Origin of the sequence: Oceanobacillus alkalisoli, from assembly GCF_022213125.1 — a bacterium.
GTDB lineage: Bacteria > Bacillota > Bacilli > Bacillales > Amphibacillaceae > Oceanobacillus > Oceanobacillus alkalisoli.
This window is the reverse complement of record NZ_JAKNRA010000001.1, coordinates 589,535-606,289: the sequence shown is the minus strand read 5'-3', so window position 1 is coordinate 606,289 and position 16,755 is coordinate 589,535. Positions and strand designations below refer to the sequence as shown.

At 36.9% G+C, this 16,755-nt stretch carries 16 protein-coding genes and 1 pseudogene; 13 read left to right on the top strand and 4 right to left on the bottom strand.

The genetic code is table 11. From position 1 onward, the window contains the following. The first annotated feature begins 17 nt into the window (after positions 1-17). The 8 genes and pseudogenes from L3V42_RS02745 to L3V42_RS02710 all read left to right on the top strand — a co-directional run. The gene (locus L3V42_RS02745) at positions 18-413 is read left to right on the top strand and encodes a PTS sugar transporter subunit IIA (protein ID WP_235763218.1); all 396 of its coding nucleotides are present in this window, start codon (positions 18-20) and stop codon (positions 411-413) included. Positions 414-574: 161 nt separating this feature from the next. Then, positions 575-1,066 (top strand): PTS sugar transporter subunit IIB, encoded by a 492-nt coding sequence (locus tag L3V42_RS02740; protein WP_235763217.1) that lies wholly within the window; start codon positions 575-577, stop codon positions 1,064-1,066. An 11-nt stretch (positions 1,067-1,077) separates the two neighbouring features. Beyond that, on the top strand, positions 1,078-1,830 hold the full coding sequence (locus L3V42_RS02735; RefSeq protein ID WP_238471226.1) for a PTS mannose/fructose/sorbose/N-acetylgalactosamine transporter subunit IIC: 753 nt from the start codon (positions 1,078-1,080) through the stop codon (positions 1,828-1,830). 29 nt (positions 1,831-1,859) lie between these two features. Beyond that, positions 1,860-2,687, top strand: coding sequence for a PTS system mannose/fructose/sorbose family transporter subunit IID (locus tag L3V42_RS02730; RefSeq protein WP_235763215.1), 828 nt, complete (start codon positions 1,860-1,862; stop codon positions 2,685-2,687). 52 nt (positions 2,688-2,739) lie between these two features. Next, positions 2,740-3,624 carry a class II fructose-bisphosphate aldolase gene (locus L3V42_RS02725; RefSeq protein ID WP_235763214.1) on the top strand — a complete coding sequence of 295 codons (885 nt, stop codon included), beginning with the start codon at positions 2,740-2,742 and terminating at the stop codon, positions 3,622-3,624. A 35-nt stretch (positions 3,625-3,659) separates the two neighbouring features. Continuing rightward, positions 3,660-4,715, top strand: coding sequence for a zinc-dependent alcohol dehydrogenase (locus tag L3V42_RS02720; RefSeq protein ID WP_238471225.1), 1,056 nt, complete (start codon positions 3,660-3,662; stop codon positions 4,713-4,715). A 30-nt stretch (positions 4,716-4,745) separates the two neighbouring features. Then, on the top strand, positions 4,746-5,630 hold the full coding sequence (locus L3V42_RS02715) for an EamA family transporter (RefSeq protein WP_238471224.1): 885 nt from the start codon (positions 4,746-4,748) through the stop codon (positions 5,628-5,630). A 121-nt stretch (positions 5,631-5,751) separates the two neighbouring features. After that, positions 5,752-6,108: pseudogene (locus L3V42_RS02710) on the top strand (magnesium transporter); the annotation flags it as partial. Positions 6,109-6,211: 103 nt separating this feature from the next. Here L3V42_RS02710 and L3V42_RS02705 read toward each other — a convergent pair. After that, the gene (locus L3V42_RS02705) at positions 6,212-6,412 is read right to left on the bottom strand and encodes a DUF2188 domain-containing protein (protein ID WP_235763210.1); all 201 of its coding nucleotides are present in this window, start codon (positions 6,410-6,412) and stop codon (positions 6,212-6,214) included. A 598-nt stretch (positions 6,413-7,010) separates the two neighbouring features. Here L3V42_RS02705 and L3V42_RS02700 point away from each other — a divergent pair. Continuing rightward, positions 7,011-8,006 carry a LacI family DNA-binding transcriptional regulator gene (locus tag L3V42_RS02700; protein ID WP_238471223.1) on the top strand — a complete coding sequence of 332 codons (996 nt, stop codon included), beginning with the start codon at positions 7,011-7,013 and terminating at the stop codon, positions 8,004-8,006. A 52-nt stretch (positions 8,007-8,058) separates the two neighbouring features. On the opposite strand, the gene L3V42_RS02695 is transcribed toward L3V42_RS02700, so the two are convergent. Together L3V42_RS02695 and L3V42_RS02690 are read right to left on the bottom strand one after the other, a co-directional pair. Further along, positions 8,059-9,504, bottom strand: coding sequence for a glycoside hydrolase family 32 protein (locus L3V42_RS02695; protein WP_188859720.1), 1,446 nt, complete (start codon positions 9,502-9,504; stop codon positions 8,059-8,061). Between the two features lie 13 nt (positions 9,505-9,517). Next, positions 9,518-10,765, bottom strand: coding sequence for an MFS transporter (locus tag L3V42_RS02690; protein WP_238471222.1), 1,248 nt, complete (start codon positions 10,763-10,765; stop codon positions 9,518-9,520). 449 nt (positions 10,766-11,214) lie between these two features. Between L3V42_RS02690 and L3V42_RS02685 the strand changes: the two genes are divergently transcribed. From L3V42_RS02685 to L3V42_RS02675, 3 genes are all read left to right on the top strand, one after another. After that, positions 11,215-12,180, top strand: coding sequence for a carbohydrate kinase family protein (locus L3V42_RS02685; protein ID WP_238471221.1), 966 nt, complete (start codon positions 11,215-11,217; stop codon positions 12,178-12,180). 43 nt (positions 12,181-12,223) lie between these two features. Next, positions 12,224-12,784 (top strand): sugar O-acetyltransferase, encoded by a 561-nt coding sequence (locus tag L3V42_RS02680; protein WP_238471220.1) that lies wholly within the window; start codon positions 12,224-12,226, stop codon positions 12,782-12,784. A gap of 575 nt (positions 12,785-13,359) precedes the next feature. Next, entirely contained in the window at positions 13,360-13,755 is a 396-nt protein-coding gene (locus L3V42_RS02675; RefSeq protein ID WP_238471219.1) for a VOC family protein, read from the top strand. Between the two features lie 102 nt (positions 13,756-13,857). Here L3V42_RS02675 and L3V42_RS02670 read toward each other — a convergent pair whose 3' ends face one another. Continuing rightward, the gene (locus L3V42_RS02670; protein ID WP_238471218.1) at positions 13,858-15,870 is read right to left on the bottom strand and encodes a glycoside hydrolase; all 2,013 of its coding nucleotides are present in this window, start codon (positions 15,868-15,870) and stop codon (positions 13,858-13,860) included. Positions 15,871-16,073: 203 nt separating this feature from the next. Between L3V42_RS02670 and L3V42_RS02665 the strand changes: the two genes are divergently transcribed. Further along, complete coding sequence (locus tag L3V42_RS02665) at positions 16,074-16,751, top strand: GntR family transcriptional regulator (RefSeq protein ID WP_238471217.1); 678 nt, start codon at positions 16,074-16,076, stop codon at positions 16,749-16,751. Positions 16,752-16,755: the final 4 nt, after the last annotated feature.

Below are 16,755 nucleotides of genomic sequence, written 5' to 3'. Positions count from 1 at the left end.
AGGGGAGGGAATTTGGCATGATAGGTATTTTAATTGTTACCCATGGCAAGTTTAGCACAGAGCTTCTCAATTCAGCTGAATTGATTGTCGGGAAGCAGGTTAGTGTAAATGCGTTAAATTTAAATGCGGATGACGATATTCATTTATTGAAAAAGGAAGTTGAATTAGAAGCCACAAAATTAGATACCGGAGAGGGGGTTTTAGTGTTAACCGATTTATATGGTGGAAGTCCGTTTAATGTAACGGCAGCAAATATGAAACAACGTAATATGGAATGCCTTACAGGTGTCAATTTGCCTATGCTGATCGAAGCACTCAGTTTAAGGGGAAATAGCAACCTCCAGGAGGTAACGAATGGGTGCTGCAAGGCAGGGATTGAAGGAATTAAAAATGTTCGTCAAGAATTATTTTAATGAATTTCATAATACGTATTTAATGCATCACCATCACCATATGTACTTGAGTTGGTTCGTTCCCAACTACATATGGTGATGGGAAAGCCGACTTTGGTAATTATGAAATTCAGTCATTTAATAAAGTTAATAAATAATTGTTTAAGAAAGGGGTTGTTGGAATGGCAAATATAAAATTAATTCGGATAGACACTCGTTTAATTCATGGGCAGGTAATTACTAAGTGGCTGAAGGTGGCGGGTGCCAATCGGATTGTAATTATCGATGATGATTTATCGGAAGACGATTTTATGGCGGACATCTATGTTGCGGCAGCACCTACAGGAATTTCAATTGAAATACTCAGCGTCAATGAAGCAACACAATTATGGAAAGAAAATGAATTAGGTGTGGGAAATATATTGCTGCTCTTTAAAGATGTTGAAAGTTGTTATAACTGCTATAAACAGGGTTTCCCTATACAATATTTGCAAATTGGCGGATTGGCAAGTGCGCCAGGGAGGGTGACAGTTTTGAGGGCAGTTTCATTTGACAAGAAAGATGTCGAACAATTACAGGAAATGGAAGAAGGAGGTTCTGATATTTACCTCCATATCATCCCCGAAGAACAAAAAGTAAAGCTAGAAAATGCAATTAAAAAATTTAATTTCTAGGGGGGCTCATTATGTCCATTGGACTAGCAACTTTTACCGCTTTATTACACTGGTTAGCTATGGGAAAGCTAGGTTACACCTTTCAAGCGGTATTACGCCAGCCTATCGTTATGGCACTTCCCATTGGTTTAATTATGGGGGATTTATCAAGTGCGATGAAGATTGGTGCGGCTATTAATATACTTTATATAGGTATGGTTGCCGCTGGCTCAAATTTGCCAGCAGATGAGGGTTTTGCAGGTGTAATCGCAATCCCTATTGCAGTACAAAGTGGGATGGATCCAGCTATGGCAGTAACTTTGGCTGTTCCTTTCGGTGTACTTGGGGTATTCCTTGATCAGATTAGGCGAACAATTAATGCGGGATTTGCCCACAGGGCAGATAAGCATGCATTAGATGCCAATATAAAAGGTATTTGGTATTGTGCAGTACTATATCCTTTGATATTGACCTTTTTCCTTAGATTTCCACCCGTGTTTATAGCAAATTTGTATGGGGCTTCAGTGGTAGAAGGGTTTATCGATACAATGCCTGAATGGATTCTTCATGGTCTGAGCGTAGTAGGTGGGGTTTTACCCGCACTTGGTTTTGCAATAACCGTGTTTGTTATTGGAAGAGCTAATCTTATTCCTTTCTTCATTATAGGGTTTTTTGTAGTCCAATATTTTGCAATTGATGTGATGGCTGCTGCTATATTTGGAACTTGTATTGCTCTGCTAGTTGTGCTTATGAAAAAAGAGAAAGGAGCTGGGACTACAACATGACAAATGAATCCATAGGAGTTACTAATGAAATGGATAAAACGAATGAAACTGGCATTAGGCTAACTAAAAGGGACATTAATAAATCCTTTATTCTTTGGTGGCTCATATGCGAAATTTCGAATTCATATGAACGAATGCAATCAGTTGCTTTTTGTGCAAGCCTTTCTCCAATCTTACGTAAGCTCTATCGAACTAAAGAAGAATTAAGTCAAGCGTTGACAAGGCATTTGAACTTTTTCAACTCACAGGGCACTTGGGGAAGTCTTATTCATGGGATAACCATTGCTATGGAAGAACAAAAAGCAAACAATGGAAAAATCCCAGAAAATGCAATTACTGGAATCAAAACAGGTTTGATGGGGCCATTTGCAGGAATTGGAGATACGATTGACTGGGGAACATTAAAACCAATAATTTTTGCATTAGCTTGTTCTTTCGGTGCAACTGGAAGTGTCTTTGGTGCCTTCATTCCCTTCCTATTTACAATAGTAACAGTTATAGAGGGTTACTATTTATGGAACTTTGGCTATTCTGTAGGGAAAGAATCAGTAAAATCCATCTTACAAAGTGGGTGGGTAAAAGAATTAATTACAGGTGCTAGCATTCTCGGTTTATTCATGATGGGGGCTTTAGCAGCTAGCTTTGTTAAATTGGATATCCCCCTTACAATTAACATTGAAGGCGGAGAACCATTAAAAGTCCAGGCGTTATTAGACAGTATCGCACCAGGTATCTTACCATTACTAGTTACATTTTCCATATACTGGTACCTGAAAAAGAGGGGACAAAACTTCACCATCATTTTATTATCTATTCTCATCCTTAGTTTAGCAGGTTCATATATCGGTTTATTCTAGCAATCTAGTATGTTTTAGTAAATCAGCAAACTAATAATAAGGGAGTATGATCATGCTTATACCGATGAAAGACTTACTGGATGACGCAAAAAAGAGAAGATATGGGATAGCTGCACCAAATGTTTTTAATTTGGAGTCAGTTGAGGCTGCGTTTCAGGCAGCTAGAGAATTAAATGCACCAATTATATTGGACTGTGCACCAGCTCATGGTATTGAAGAAGTGAGTGCAATTGCTCACTTCTTTGCTAGCAAATATAGAGACGTTAGTGCAGCTCTCAATCTAGATCATGGAGATACTTTTGAGGCTGCTATACGGGCAATTCGTTCTGGATTCACATCAGTCATGGTAGATAGATCAACATTGCCCTACAAAGATAATGTAGATCAGGTAACGGAAATTACCAAAATAGCGCATGCCGTTGGAGTATCCGTTGAAGCAGAATTGGGACACGTCGGTGTTGGGTTGAATTATAATGAAACACGAGATAAAGGTCTTACCAATCCAGATCAAGCAGCAGACTTTGTGAAGAAAACAAATATTGATTGTCTAGCTGTGGCAGTAGGGACCTCACATGGTAATTACAAGGGGGAACCTTATCTTGAGTTTGATTTAATAGAAACTATAGAAAGAAATGTCAATATTCCGTTAGTACTTCATGGCGGATCTGGTACTGGTGATATCAATCTTCAAAGAGCCATTGCCCTTGGAATCCAAAAGATTAACTTATTTACAGATCTCAATAAAGAAGGAATGGAGCAATTAAAAAGCTATGTAGCAAAAGAAGTACCAGATAATATTGATGGAGATAATGATGATGAATTTTCGGAAGGGGTTATGAAGCTAAATATACGAGAAGCTTCGCAAGAATCTATGAAAGGTTATAAAACAGCGCTCAAGTATTACATGAAATTATTTGGCTCTGCCAATAAAGTATGATTTAAAGAAGATAAATTTAAGGAGAGAAGATAAATATGTCAGATGAAATGAAGTTTGCTGTATTAACAAAAGTCAAGAACGCTGAAGTTCATACTCGCGCCTTACCTAACTTTGGAGAATATGAGCTAGTTATTCAACAACAGGCATGCAATATTTGTACAACGGATTACGGACAATGGTTGGGATTAAGGGAACATCAACCCTATCCGATGGCTGGCGGCCACGAAGTTTCCGGAGTTATTGTTAAAAGAGGCCAAAAAGTTCGTGAGGATTTACAAATTGGCGATTATGTAGCAGTTACACACAGCTTTTGTGGTAGATGTGAGCAATGTCTATTAGGATTTACTAGCGATTGCGAACAAAAGAAAAAGACAATGAATAAAATACCCTCAAGTGATGGGTATTATGGAAACTTCGGTTTTTCTAATTACTCTGTAAGGGACGAAAAATTTCTAGTGAAAATGAATCCAAATTTATCAGCAAGTGAAGCGGGCTTTTTAGAACCAGCAGCAACAGTAGTAAAGGGAATAAGAAAGTTAAGAGTCACCCCTATGGAGAAAGTTGTGGTTATCGGTGCGGGAACCATGGGTTTACTCAACGCACTAATTGCTCAGGCATATGGAGCACAGGTGATAATAACTGAAATAATGCAAAAAAAAATTGCAATAGCCCGTTCTATGGGATTTGAAGTTATTGATGCTAGTAAAAATAATCCTGTAAAATCCATAAAAGAATTAACGAATGGAAAGGGTGTCGACGCGGTTATTGTTGCTGTGGGGGTTACAATAGCGAATCAACAGGCTCTTGAGATGGTAAAACAATTCGAAGGACGTATATCATTTTTTGCGGCGGGATACCCAAATCCCAAACTGGAAATCGATTCGAACATAATTCATTATCGAAAAATAGAATTGATAGGCACATATGGTGCAGATATAGCAGACTTTTATCATGCAGGGCGATTGTTAAATGAAAGAATCATAAATATATCACCATTGATCGAGGAAAAAGTCCCATTGGATAATATTCAGAAGGCCTTTGAAAAAGCTAGTACCCTTGGTAATTATCGAATTAGTGTACTCCTCACTTAAGGGGTTGGATAGCATAGAGGGGGCATACAAATGGGATTTGTTTTTGCTTTTATGACAGCATTCCTTTATGCAGTAAGTAATATTTTAATAAAAAGGGGAATGAAGTTCTCCAAGAACAATAATGGAACATTTAACACTGCTTTTGTTAATGTGGCTATATTGGGATTGGTATTGATCATTTATCGGATGGTCGAACACCATCCCGATCCCATTAACGTTACGGGCTTTCTATTGTTTATACTTGCTGGTTTATCGACAACATTCATTGGACGGAGTATGCATTTTTTAGGCATTAGGAAAATTGGTTCTGCAAAAGCTTCGGTTATCAAGAATTCAGCCCCTATTTTTACTTTGCTTTTCGCGCTATTAATTTTGAAAGAAACAATTGGAGGATGGCCATGGTTAGGATTAGGCTTAATATTACTTGGCTTAATGACCCACGATACAGAGATATTTAAAAAGTCAACTGAAAGCATAAATCGATGGGGCGCACTCATTACCTTGTTAGGCGCAATAGGTTTTGGAATAGGCCAGGGTGTCAGAAAGCAAGCCCTCTTTCATTTTAATGATCCATTTGCTGGTGCTTTTATTGGGGCCTCCGTTGCATTATTAGGTTTTTTCTTTATTGAAGCTAAAAATAAATCTTTGATCTCATCCGTAAAAGAGATAATTTTATTGCAAAATAAATATTACTTAGTTGCTGGAATCGCAACTAGTTTTGCCTTATTGTTTTTCTTTATTTCACTTTGGTTTATACAAGTCGCTTATGTTGCTGCAATTGTAGCTATTGAACCTGTATTGTGTGTTGTATTAAGCAAGTTATTTTTAGCAAGTGAAGAAGTAATAACCCCAAAAGTTTTAATATCTGCAAGTTTTATTTTTAGTGGCGCAGGGATTATTGCTGTTATGGGATAATCTAAATCGATTACACCTTAATTTCTTATTCTTCATACCTTGATTATAATAAAATGAGCGAGCGGCCTGTTTTCTTAATGATAAATAGAGGTTATATCTTACTAAGCAGTTCGGCACGCAATCCCTGGCAGTTTCTGTTAGAGGACTTGCACTCGGAACAATTGATATGAAAGATTTGTGGCGCATGATGAGGAAAGAATTTTCAACCGGCTTTTTAATCGGATTGATTTGTATGATGCTCATTACCATCTTGATCCTTCTCTTTTATGGGAACATCATGCTAGGCGTAGTGGTTGGACTATCCATTCTTGTTACATTAAGTATATCGGCAGTTGTCGGATTAATTTTCCCATTAGTTCTTAATAAATTAAAATTTGATCCTGCTATTGCTTCCGGTCCATTTATAACGACGATTAATGATATTATCGGATTGATGATTTACTTTTCCATCGCTACAATATTGATGAATTATTTATAAGTGATCAGACGGATAAATAGAAAGTGATGACTTGTATGACTTCAACTCAGAAAATGATAAAAAAAGTGGCACTTCCATTTGATTGTGAAGTGCCACTCCTTCGTTATTGGAAGGTTATTTCATCTACTATATCATGTTCCATGTTTAAAATTTGGATGGTGCTCGGTCTATTTTCTTTGGCTAATTTTTCTGCTGCCTCCATTGCTTCTTCCTCAGAGTTGTATTGTTCTTCTGGTGCCACATCCTCCAGTTTGACCAACCATCCTGTTGCTTTCGGATTCGGAACGACACTATACATGTTCATGGTACCAACTCCTTTTCATTATCTTTGTTTAGCTTTTTCCCTGGATGAGAAGTAGTGAAACGTGCTGAGCGATAGAGAAGGAGATCGGGAGACTCGGAGTAAATTGCTTTTGAAATAAGGATGGGTCTAGAAAGGATTCAGTCAATGGGGTGGATCGTGTTTTTGAGTTGGATACGTGTTGTTTTGATAATGGAGGATATGGTGGGAGTGTCCTATATTTCTGGGAAATTGCTTGTAGTTCTTGATAGATGAATGACGGTGAAATTTAAAGGAATAAAATGGACGTGTACAGTTAGTCAAAACTTCTATTCGCACTGTTAACAAAGCTAAGTGAATCGAGCGTTCTAGAAATAGTGTTATTGCTTTTCTGAAATGGATTCATTATAGAAGAAAATTTCTTATATATGAATGAATTTCATAATTACCAAAGTCGGCTTTTCCATCACCATATGTAGTTGGGAACAAACCAACTCAACTACATATGGTGATGGTGAAGCATTAAATACGTATTATGAAATTCATTAATATGATATAATAATTATATCATCTTTGCTAGACAAAAATACGAAAGTGGTTACCAGAAAGGGGTGAGCATTCGTTGTCTCAGCCTAAAATTAAGGATGTTGCACGAGCGGCAGGTGTCTCAACCGCTACTGTTTCTCATGTAATTAATAAAACCAGGTATGTGTCGGAGGAGACAACTGTACGGGTTTTACAGGCAATGGAGGAATTAAATTATCGTCCAAATCATGCAGCTCGTAGTTTAAGAAGTGCAAAAACATACACAATCGGTCTTATCATTCCATTCCGAAAAGAAGATACGTCAAAGAGCTTTTTTATGTCCATTGCAGAAGGAATAGAAGAGACCCTTAGAGAATACGGTTATCACTTAATTATTAGTAATTCCAAGGAAGATTTAAAGCAAGAAATAGAACAGTTACAACTACTAAATGACCAAATTACGGATGGCATTATTCTTGCATCTACTTACAGTGAGTATCAAACACTTGAGAAACATATTCTTAAGGATCATCCTCTTGTTTTAATTGATCGAATACCAGAAGAAAACCAACGAGATTCCGTATCTATTGATTCCTATCAAGGCGTCTATGATGCAATAAAATACTTAAAGAAAAAGGGTTATAAACGCATTGGTTACGCTGGTGCGAATTTAACGATAAGTACAGCAAAACAACGATTAGCTGGATATCAAGATGCTCAAAAAGATGAACCTGATGTAGAAAATATTGTATTTATTGGAGAACCTACATATGAAAGCGGTTATGAAATGGCTGCTCAACTCCTATTACATGATTTAGACGCTATATTTATAGCGAACAATGAGGTAGCTACAGGAATCATCTATTATTTTATTGAAAATAAGATAACTATTCCGGACGATATTGCTGTCATTGTATTCGATAATTTTAAATGGACAAGAATTGTTTCTCCTCCATTGACCGTAGTGGACCAGCCGGCATATGAAATGGGAATAGAGGCAGCTCATATGATTCTTTCACGAATTCAATCTCCTGATAAAAAGATGAAAAAGGTTGTTTTACAACCCATGCTAATAGAACGAGGATCCACATAAAGAAAGCAGACAGTTCAAGGTTATAGACTGTCTGCTCTTATCAACTAAATATTTACTTTTTTAGTTCCCATACATTGAGTTCTTTCACAGCTACATTTTCTTCCCCGAAAAACTCAATTTGATTACTTGTGTTTTTTGGATATACTCTGTTTGTAATAACCTTTTCTCCATTGTTAATAAATAATTCCACGGAACATCGGTCAATATAAATATGAAGCAACAATTCTTCACTTGGTTCTACCTCTGCTGATGCAATACCTGAAACATGTCCTGCCTTGTTTAAATCAACAGTGACTTTACTTGTCTTGGCATCGTATTTTATTTCAGTAAATTCTTCCCCGTCATCCGATTTTAAAACTTTTAATCCGAATGTTTCACTGTTTGTCGTAGAAAGATCAAAACTTGATTTGATTTCGATAGACTGACCTTTTGTCTCAGGTGAAAACGACTTCGTAAAGTTCAATTCATGATATTGTTCTTCTTTTGCTCGTAACATCTTTAATTCTTCTACTGGTTGGAACCGAACGTTACCTTCATTGTTTAATTTTATTTCTCTTGGTATCGTCATCGCCCCGGCCCAGCCTTCTTCTTTTGTTGGGAATTTAGAGGCCCAATGATCCATCCAAGCAATTAAAATACGACGCCCTTTTTCATCAAGAAATGTTTGAGGTGCATAAAGATCAAATCCTTGATCAATCTCGACATCATAATCTTTTGTAAAACGTTTGGTGTCGTAATCCATATCTCCGATTTGAATCAGAGCTTTACCATGCCCCTCATCTTTCATAGGTGAGAAAATTAGCGCATGTTTATTTTGGATGGGGAATAGGTCAGGACACTCCCACATATCCCCTAAAGTACCATCACTTTTAGCAACTGGGCCACAATACTCCCAGTTTATTAAATCATCTGATTGAAATAAAGCTGCTGCACCATCCCCATTGTGACTTGTTCCAACTACCATATACCATGTATCTTCATATGACCATACCTTAGGATCACGAAAATCATTACTCAATGAATGCGGTGGTTTATCTATAATAGGATTATTAGGATGTTTCTCAAAGTGTATTCCATCTTGTGTTGTCGCTAGACATTGTACTTCTTTTGGATTTTTGCTATCAATATGTCCTGTGTATAAGAGGAATAAATCACCGTCTTTTACTACAGCGCTACCGGAGAAGCAGCCATACCCTTCGCCAGGATTACCTAAATCATAGTCCTCTGAAGGAGCAAGTGCTACGGGTTGATGTTCCCAATGAACTAAATCACTGCTGGTTGCATGCCCCCAATGCATCGGTCCCCAATCCGCCGAGTAAGGATGAAATTGATAGAATAAATGATAGATACCTTTATGTTGAATTAAACCATTTGGGTCATTCAACCAGCCAACCGGAGCAGTAAAATGATAAGTAGGTTGGTAATCCCTTTCTTTTTGATTCGAATTTTCTTTTATAAATGTATTTGCTTTCTCAATTTGTCTCTCATGATTATTCATTATAAAATCTCTCCTAACTTATATTATGATACAAATCAGTTTCTCTATTACCTGAAATAGCCTTCTTATCCTTGCTGAGCGTAAACATTGCTGTAATAACAAACAATGCGACAATTGATCCTAATACATAGAAAGTGGTTTCATAACTTGTCAGATCATATAAACGACCTACAAGTGTTGAGAATACAATAACTCCAATCTCACTCGAAACTTTAACTCCAACAAGATACACTGTTGCGGATAATCTTGAATCAAAATGCAGGCCAATGTACTTAAATGAAGCAATCAAAAGAAGCGGAACTTCAACCGCATGAAGCATTTTCATAAATGAAATCCCAATTCCACTTGACACATAGGCGGAACCTACGATGCGAAAGAACATAACCCCACCAGCTAGTAATAAGGATCGCTTCACCCCGACTTTACTGACAATAGACGGTGCAAGGAATAAAAACAACGCTTCCACAAATACTTGGATGGAATTCAAATAACCATAAACTTGGTTACCTGTTGCCTGATCAGCAAAGAGTTCTACAAAATATACAGGGAATAATTGCTGATCATATACAGTGTAGATACAGACGGTACCAAATAAGAAAATAACTAGAAACCAAAATACTTTATTTTTAAAAAGCCCCATGATGTCTTCTTTTGAAAGATTACTTGTTTCTTTCTCTTCTTTTTCTGATACATCTATCTTAAAGAAACAGTTTAATATAAAGAACAGAACTCCAGCAGCAGAAGCGAGCCAGAAGTTAAGATGTGGATTGATACTTAGCAGTGTACCAGCACCAAATGCAGCGACTGCGTATCCTAAAGATCCCCACATTCTTGCCTTACCGAATTCAAAGTTGTATTTTCTACTAATCTTTTCCGTATACGATTCTAAAAACCCGGCCCCCGCAACGAAACCTAGACCTAGATAAATTGAACCCAATATAGCACCTATGTAAAAGTTAGAAATTAGTAATGGTTCATATACATAGATGAGAAAAGGTCCGATGAAAACTAGAACAATGCTTTGGAACCATACTAAATGCTTTTTCGTTCCTAATTTGTCTTGGATGACCCCATAAAATAACATGAACAGCAAGGCGAAAAATGAATTTAAAGAGTATATGGTTCCAACTTGTGTACCACTCAAATCGAGGGTGTTATTTAGCCAAATTGCATAAAAGGACCACCAGATGGACCAAGTGACAAAGAATAGGAATAAATAACCTGATGAAAACCAGTACTTACTGTTTTTATAAGTATGCATGTCTTCCCTCCATTTTTTATTTATAGTAAAATAAAAGGTAATCGTTTACGTAATCGATTACATTATATGTTAAACGGTTCTTAAGAAAAAGTCAATGACAACTTAATAAATGAAACAATGGTTTGATAGACAAGCCTAACATTTAGCAAAATTATTCATGGAAAATATACTGGAAGAGAGAGTTGAATAGAATTGGACTTTCATGAAATGAATTTGACATTTTTAAACTTATTAGTATATCGTAGTACATACGTAATCGATTACCTTTAGTGAAGAAGGATGAAATATCTAAGCGTATGAAAAGGGGGAGCTGAGCCAAGCAAAATCAATTGTAGAAAAAGTATCATAAATGATTACTACTGAATGGAACAACGGGTATATGATATCCGTAAAAAAAGGAAAGCGCTATTATATATAGGCTTCTATTTCATATAAAATGAGGTGGCACAATGACAGGAATTAATGTAGCTTGTATCGGAGAGCTATTAATAGACATGTATTGTATCGATGTAGATGTAAGTTTAAAAGATGGGGATAACTTCAAAAAAATGGCAGGTGGTGCACCCGCTAATGTCTCTGCAACGATTGCTAGACTGGGTGGAAAAGCCTCGATGATAGGAAAAGTTGGAAATGACAGTTTTGGTGACTTTCTAGTTGAAACGTTGGAAGATTACCAAGTAGATACTTCGATGGTGGTAAGAGATAAAAGTCTCCCAACCACGATGGCACTTGTTTCCTTGGTAACGGGGGGCGAACGTGACTTTCAATTTTATCGTGGAGCGGATAAAAATCTTAGGATGACAGATTTCTCCCTTACCGATGTAATGGAATCGAAGGTCATTCACTTTGGTTCAGCCACTGCTTTACTGGAAGCACCGCTAAGAGAGACGTATTTTTCCCTGATTAAAAGAGCTTATAATGAAAAGAAATTCATCTCATTTGATCCAAACTTCCGAGAGGATTTATGGAAAGGAAATGAAAACGAATTTATAGAATTGTCAAGGGAAATCCTGGCTTATACGGACTTTATTAAAGTAAGTGATGAAGAATTGGTTATTTTGACAAATGAGGATGAAGTTTCCAGTGGAATAGCTAAACTTCATCAATTCGGAGCAAAAATAGTTGCTGTTACAATTGGTGAAGAAGGATCGATTATATCAAATGGAGAAAAATATGAAGTTGTTCCGAGTAAAAGTATAGAAGCAATTGATACAACCGGTGCGGGGGATGCCTTTGTTGGAGCAGTACTTTATCAGTTTTCAAATAGGCTAAACGAAGAAAAAGCGATTTCAGTTTCTGATTTTAACTATTTAAAAGAAGTAACCCGCTTTGCAAATTATCTTAGCGCGGAAGTATGTACAAAAGTAGGTTCATTAACAGCTTTAGCATCTATTGAAGAAATAAGTATTTCTTAATTCTTAAAATGCCATAATTCAAAAAGGCAGGTGCTACTTTCTTATGAAAACAGAAATGGAGAAGATGTTAGCTGGGGAGGTTTATAATCCTTCTGACCCAGTCTTATTAAAGAAACGTGAAGAAGCTAGGCGCAAGGTTAGAATATATAATCAAACTCTGGAAACGGAAGAGGAAAAACGCACACCATTATTAATGGATTTACTTGGATCTGTGGGAGAAAATGTATATATGGAACCAAATATCCGATTTGACTATGGGTTTAATACATATGTAGGAGATAACTTCTTCGCAAACTTTGACTGTACCATCTTAGATGTCTGTGAAGTACGATTTGGAGATAATTGTATGCTCGGTCCTGGTGTGCAAATTTATACAGCAACCCATCCACTTGATCCAACCGAACGTAATTCAGGAAAAGAATATGCCAAGCCAATCTCTATTGGAGATAATGTATGGGTTGGCGGAAATACAATAATAAACCCCGACGTAACGATAGGGAATAATGTTGTCATCGCTTCGGGTGCGATAGTTACGAAAGATGTTCCGGATAATTTGGTAGTAGGCGGGGTGCCTGCCAGGATAATAAAACGGGTGGAAGATTGAATTTCTGAGATTGCGAACTCAGCAGATATTAAATTTGGATTGATTAGCTGAAGGCTAGGGATGCGTTCCTATCAAATAACTGAAATCAAGATGAAGAGGGAGCTGGGCGTTAAAGTCAAGCTCCCTTTTTGTTTTACTTTTATTTCTTTTAATAACTTCTTGACTGTAATATCATGGTAAACCGTTAGCAAAATACATATGGATATATTTCCCGCCTTAAACTTTACTCATTCAAAAGACGAACTAAAGCGGGACTGTTATAATATTTGCAAAAGCACTTTCGTTTACTATTTATTCTTATTGTTCTCCCAGACCGATTAAGCGCTTTTGCAGAAGAGCAAGTTTAAATAGATGTTTGCGATGAAGTATGTTAATAGTGTAAATTAGATACAAGTTCTATAAGAATCCTCTTAGTCAATCAGGACTACGAAGTGAAGGGGGAAGCTTCTAAATCCAATCCATTGATTCAAGAGAAAACGATTGTTTGATGAAATATCGGAGTTAATAATTGGGTAGGACTATCTTTGGATAGACCTTAAACTTCTAAAGAAATTCATAACAAGGGGCTGAATGATATGATTCATATTGAACAATTCCACCATGTAAGTTTATCAATCACAAAATTGGAGAAGGCAAAGAGCTTTTACGGAAATATTCTTGGTTTTGAAGAATTGGATCGGCCTGATTTTGACTTTCCAGGTGCCTGGTACAAAATCGGGAATCAACAATTACATTTAATTGTTTATAATGATTCTGAAACATTAAGATCAGGACGGAAAATTGAATCGAAAGATGGGCACTTTGCTATTCGCGTTCGTGATTACTACGAGACCCTTAAATATTTGGAAAAAGCAGGTGTGGATATCCTGTTAAAACCGGAAAGTAAGAGCGGATTTGCGCAGATCTTTTGTCAGGATCCGGATGGTAATATTATAGAATTTAACGTGGAACAAAGTTCAATTGGAAAATAGAGAGAACCAAGGTGTAAGAGAGAAAACCTAAGAAAACTAACTAAATAAAGTAGAAATAAAAGAAAGGGCACCTGCAAGAATCAAATGGTGCCCTTATCTAAGTTATTCTTCAGTAGGTGAGACGATTTCGTCACTAAACTCAAAAGAACCTACTTTAAACATGTTTCGATTACTGTTATTACCACTAGAGAAGACGAGATATAAATCATGAAAATCATATGCACCATTTGTAGCATTCGTATCAATCATAGTGGAAACGTTAATCCAATTATTTGGATTCCCATTCCTTGGAACTTCCATTTTTCCGACAATCTTCCCGTTATGAGGGTTGTCTAATCTAACTTCTATGGTCCCGCCTGCAATTGGGGCTACGCGAGCTTTCATACTTAAAATTCCACGTTTATCTGCTTGACCTGAGGCAGATCCATCAGCAAAGTTAACATTGGAGTATTTAATATAGGAACCATTTCTAACATTGGTAATTACCTCATCCCCATCTTTCGTTTTATCCACTTGAAGTCTCGGTGATTGTCCATCATTCTCAGAAGCTAAATAAGTGGAAAATACATCTTTCATATCAGGTAATGCTGGAAGTTCAAATTCTTCAGGTATGAAGGTTGTTACACTAGAACCTCTTAATTTCATAGAAAATTGGTTATCGTTCACTTGAATAGCATCTAATTTTTTTAGGTTTTCACTAGCAGATGTACGATATGGAACCAATGACTCTACTGCTTTTGGGAAGTCTTCTAACTCGAAAGTGATTGTTTGATCTTCGGTACTATTATTTACAGCAACAAGTGTAAAATTACCTGTATCTGGTTCCTTGTAAGCAGTAATCATGACATCATCTACTGGTTGTTTATCTGCCTCAATCATCATATAGCCTGGTTGGATAAACCTGCTATAGTTGCCAAAAGTATAAAAGCGCTTAAAAATACGGAATAAGCCGTTTTCTGTTGGGGCTATTGCTTGGTCGCTGCCATCATGAACGAAGCGAATTAAATCAGATCCATCTGCACCGTTGTTAGCTGCAGGCCACCACCAAAAATAAGCATTTACTCCAGTCACTTCAAACATATTTCCTATAAGATTTGCATACCTTAATCCATCACGAATCGTATTATTTTCAAATGTTTGTCGACTGTCTCCTTGGTTCATATACTCGGTTTGCCAAATTCTTTTATTTAGTTCTTTTGATTTTGCAAATTCATTTGGGTCTGGAGTAGTTTCCCCTTCTTGTAAACCTGTATATGCATGGGCAGCGACTACATCAACATATTCATTTGTGATAGGGTCATTCAATGCAGGAAGAGCATATTCTTCGTTAAACCCCATCGATTCGCCTAACACAATTTCAGCTGGAATATCTCTTTCTTTAAAAGTAGGTCCCAAATAATCCCGAACAAAGGTGTTTAACTCTTCCGGAGTCCATCTACTACTAGAATATCCTGTATTCAGGTCAGGTTCATTCGCGGGAGAAATATGGGTGATATCTAAGTCAAAGTGTTCCTGATAACCTTCGACATAATCTGCCAAATATTCCGCATATTCTTCTTTCATATTTTCCTTTAATTTGTTTGGCCCTTCCCCATTATCTATCACACTATTATTTTGTTTCATCCATGCTGGCGGACTCCATGCTGTGCTCAGGAAGGTTTCGACCCCGCGTTTTTTTGCCTCGTTCATGATCCAGATTTGATATTTATCAAACTCCTCTTTGTTCCAATCTGGATCATCCCAAACATATTCATCTGGATTGGGCATAATTGTCTCCGTTGGGCCGTCATAGTCAGTATTTCCCCAGTCATCTATTCCTCCATCGCCAATCATGTTCCGGACAATACTTATACCAATTCCTTTTTCCTGGCTAAAGAGCAAGTCTAGTATTTGCGTTCGAACTGGTTCTTCTAACCGCATAATAGAACCGCCTTTATGAAAGGCGAAGGATCCTCCAAATCCATCCATTTCCTGTAATTCCTTGTCCCATTTAACGACGCTGACTGGTGCATTGTTTGGTTCAGCGAATATGGCAGGACCTGTCCCGAAAGTACCTAAAACCAAGAAAATGCTTAGTAACGAACTGAGAATTCTAATCGAATTTCTGATCTGCATACACTGATTCCTCCTATTTTCTTTTTTTGTGAAGAGTACAACCAAACTTTTACTATATACTTGGGATATTGTCAATACATAATGTTGTAAATAGTCTGAAATAACTAATTGTAAAAAAAGGTTGAAATTGTAGAATTCATGTTTTATAATAAAAGCAGAACTAACATACTAGTACAATTAGAATATCGGAGAAAGAGGTGAGAATGATAGTATCAGTCATTAAAAGAGAGAATCTTTCAACCCGTGACTTTGCCTATGAAACAATAAAGAAAAGAATTATAGAACTTGAGCTTGAACCCGGGCAAAAGATATCTGAACAGGAAATTGCTAGCGAGTTAGAGGTTAGCCGTACGCCGGTAAGGGAAGCCTTTTTAAAACTTTCACAAGAAGGTTTGCTCGGCATATATCCTCAGATTGGCACCATTGTCTCAAAGATTGATTTGGATCTTGTTGAGGAAGGAAGGTTTCTTCGGGAAAATATTGAGAAAGCAGTGGTACGAGAGGCCTGTCATGTCCTTGATGAAGAACAGCTTTTTAAACTGGAATCCAATATTGCGATGCAAGAATTATGTTTAAATAAAGGGTCATTCCATCGGTTGTTGGAATTAGATGACGAATTCCACCGGTTGATATTTGAAGGATGCAACAAATTGAGGACTTGGAGAACAATCAGACAAATGAATAGTCAATTTGATAGGCTGCGTGTCCTTAGATTAGCATCAAATCTGGAATGGGATATACTTGTCTCTCAGCACAAAGCTATCCTTGAATTCATTAAGGATAAAAAAGAGGACGATGCAGAGAATTTGATTGTTAGCCATTTAAACTTAGTAAACTTTGAAAAAAGAGAGCTAAAAAAAGAATATCCCAATTATTTTTAGTAAT

Bases quoted from the DNA above. Each gene is read 5' to 3' on its own strand.
- L3V42_RS02680 (WP_238471220.1), top strand. From the start codon at position 12,224: ATGAAAACAGAAATGGAGAAGATGTTAGCTGGGGAGGTTTATAATCCT.
- L3V42_RS02705 (WP_235763210.1), bottom strand. From the start codon at position 6,412: ATGAACATGTATAGTGTCGTTCCGAATCCGAAAGCAACAGGATGGTTG.
- L3V42_RS02715 (WP_238471224.1), top strand. From the start codon at position 4,746: ATGGGATTTGTTTTTGCTTTTATGACAGCATTCCTTTATGCAGTAAGT.
- L3V42_RS02665 (WP_238471217.1), top strand. From the start codon at position 16,074: ATGATAGTATCAGTCATTAAAAGAGAGAATCTTTCAACCCGTGACTTT.
- L3V42_RS02670 (WP_238471218.1), bottom strand. From the start codon at position 15,870: ATGCAGATCAGAAATTCGATTAGAATTCTCAGTTCGTTACTAAGCATT.
- L3V42_RS02745 (WP_235763218.1), top strand. From the start codon at position 18: ATGATAGGTATTTTAATTGTTACCCATGGCAAGTTTAGCACAGAGCTT.
- L3V42_RS02730 (WP_235763215.1), top strand. From the start codon at position 1,860: ATGGATAAAACGAATGAAACTGGCATTAGGCTAACTAAAAGGGACATT.
- L3V42_RS02690 (WP_238471222.1), bottom strand. From the start codon at position 10,765: ATGCATACTTATAAAAACAGTAAGTACTGGTTTTCATCAGGTTATTTA.
- L3V42_RS02685 (WP_238471221.1), top strand. From the start codon at position 11,215: ATGACAGGAATTAATGTAGCTTGTATCGGAGAGCTATTAATAGACATG.
- L3V42_RS02725 (WP_235763214.1), top strand. From the start codon at position 2,740: ATGCTTATACCGATGAAAGACTTACTGGATGACGCAAAAAAGAGAAGA.
- L3V42_RS02735 (WP_238471226.1), top strand. From the start codon at position 1,078: ATGTCCATTGGACTAGCAACTTTTACCGCTTTATTACACTGGTTAGCT.
- L3V42_RS02740 (WP_235763217.1), top strand. From the start codon at position 575: ATGGCAAATATAAAATTAATTCGGATAGACACTCGTTTAATTCATGGG.
- L3V42_RS02695 (WP_188859720.1), bottom strand. From the start codon at position 9,504: ATGAATAATCATGAGAGACAAATTGAGAAAGCAAATACATTTATAAAA.
- L3V42_RS02675 (WP_238471219.1), top strand. From the start codon at position 13,360: ATGATTCATATTGAACAATTCCACCATGTAAGTTTATCAATCACAAAA.
- L3V42_RS02720 (WP_238471225.1), top strand. From the start codon at position 3,660: ATGTCAGATGAAATGAAGTTTGCTGTATTAACAAAAGTCAAGAACGCT.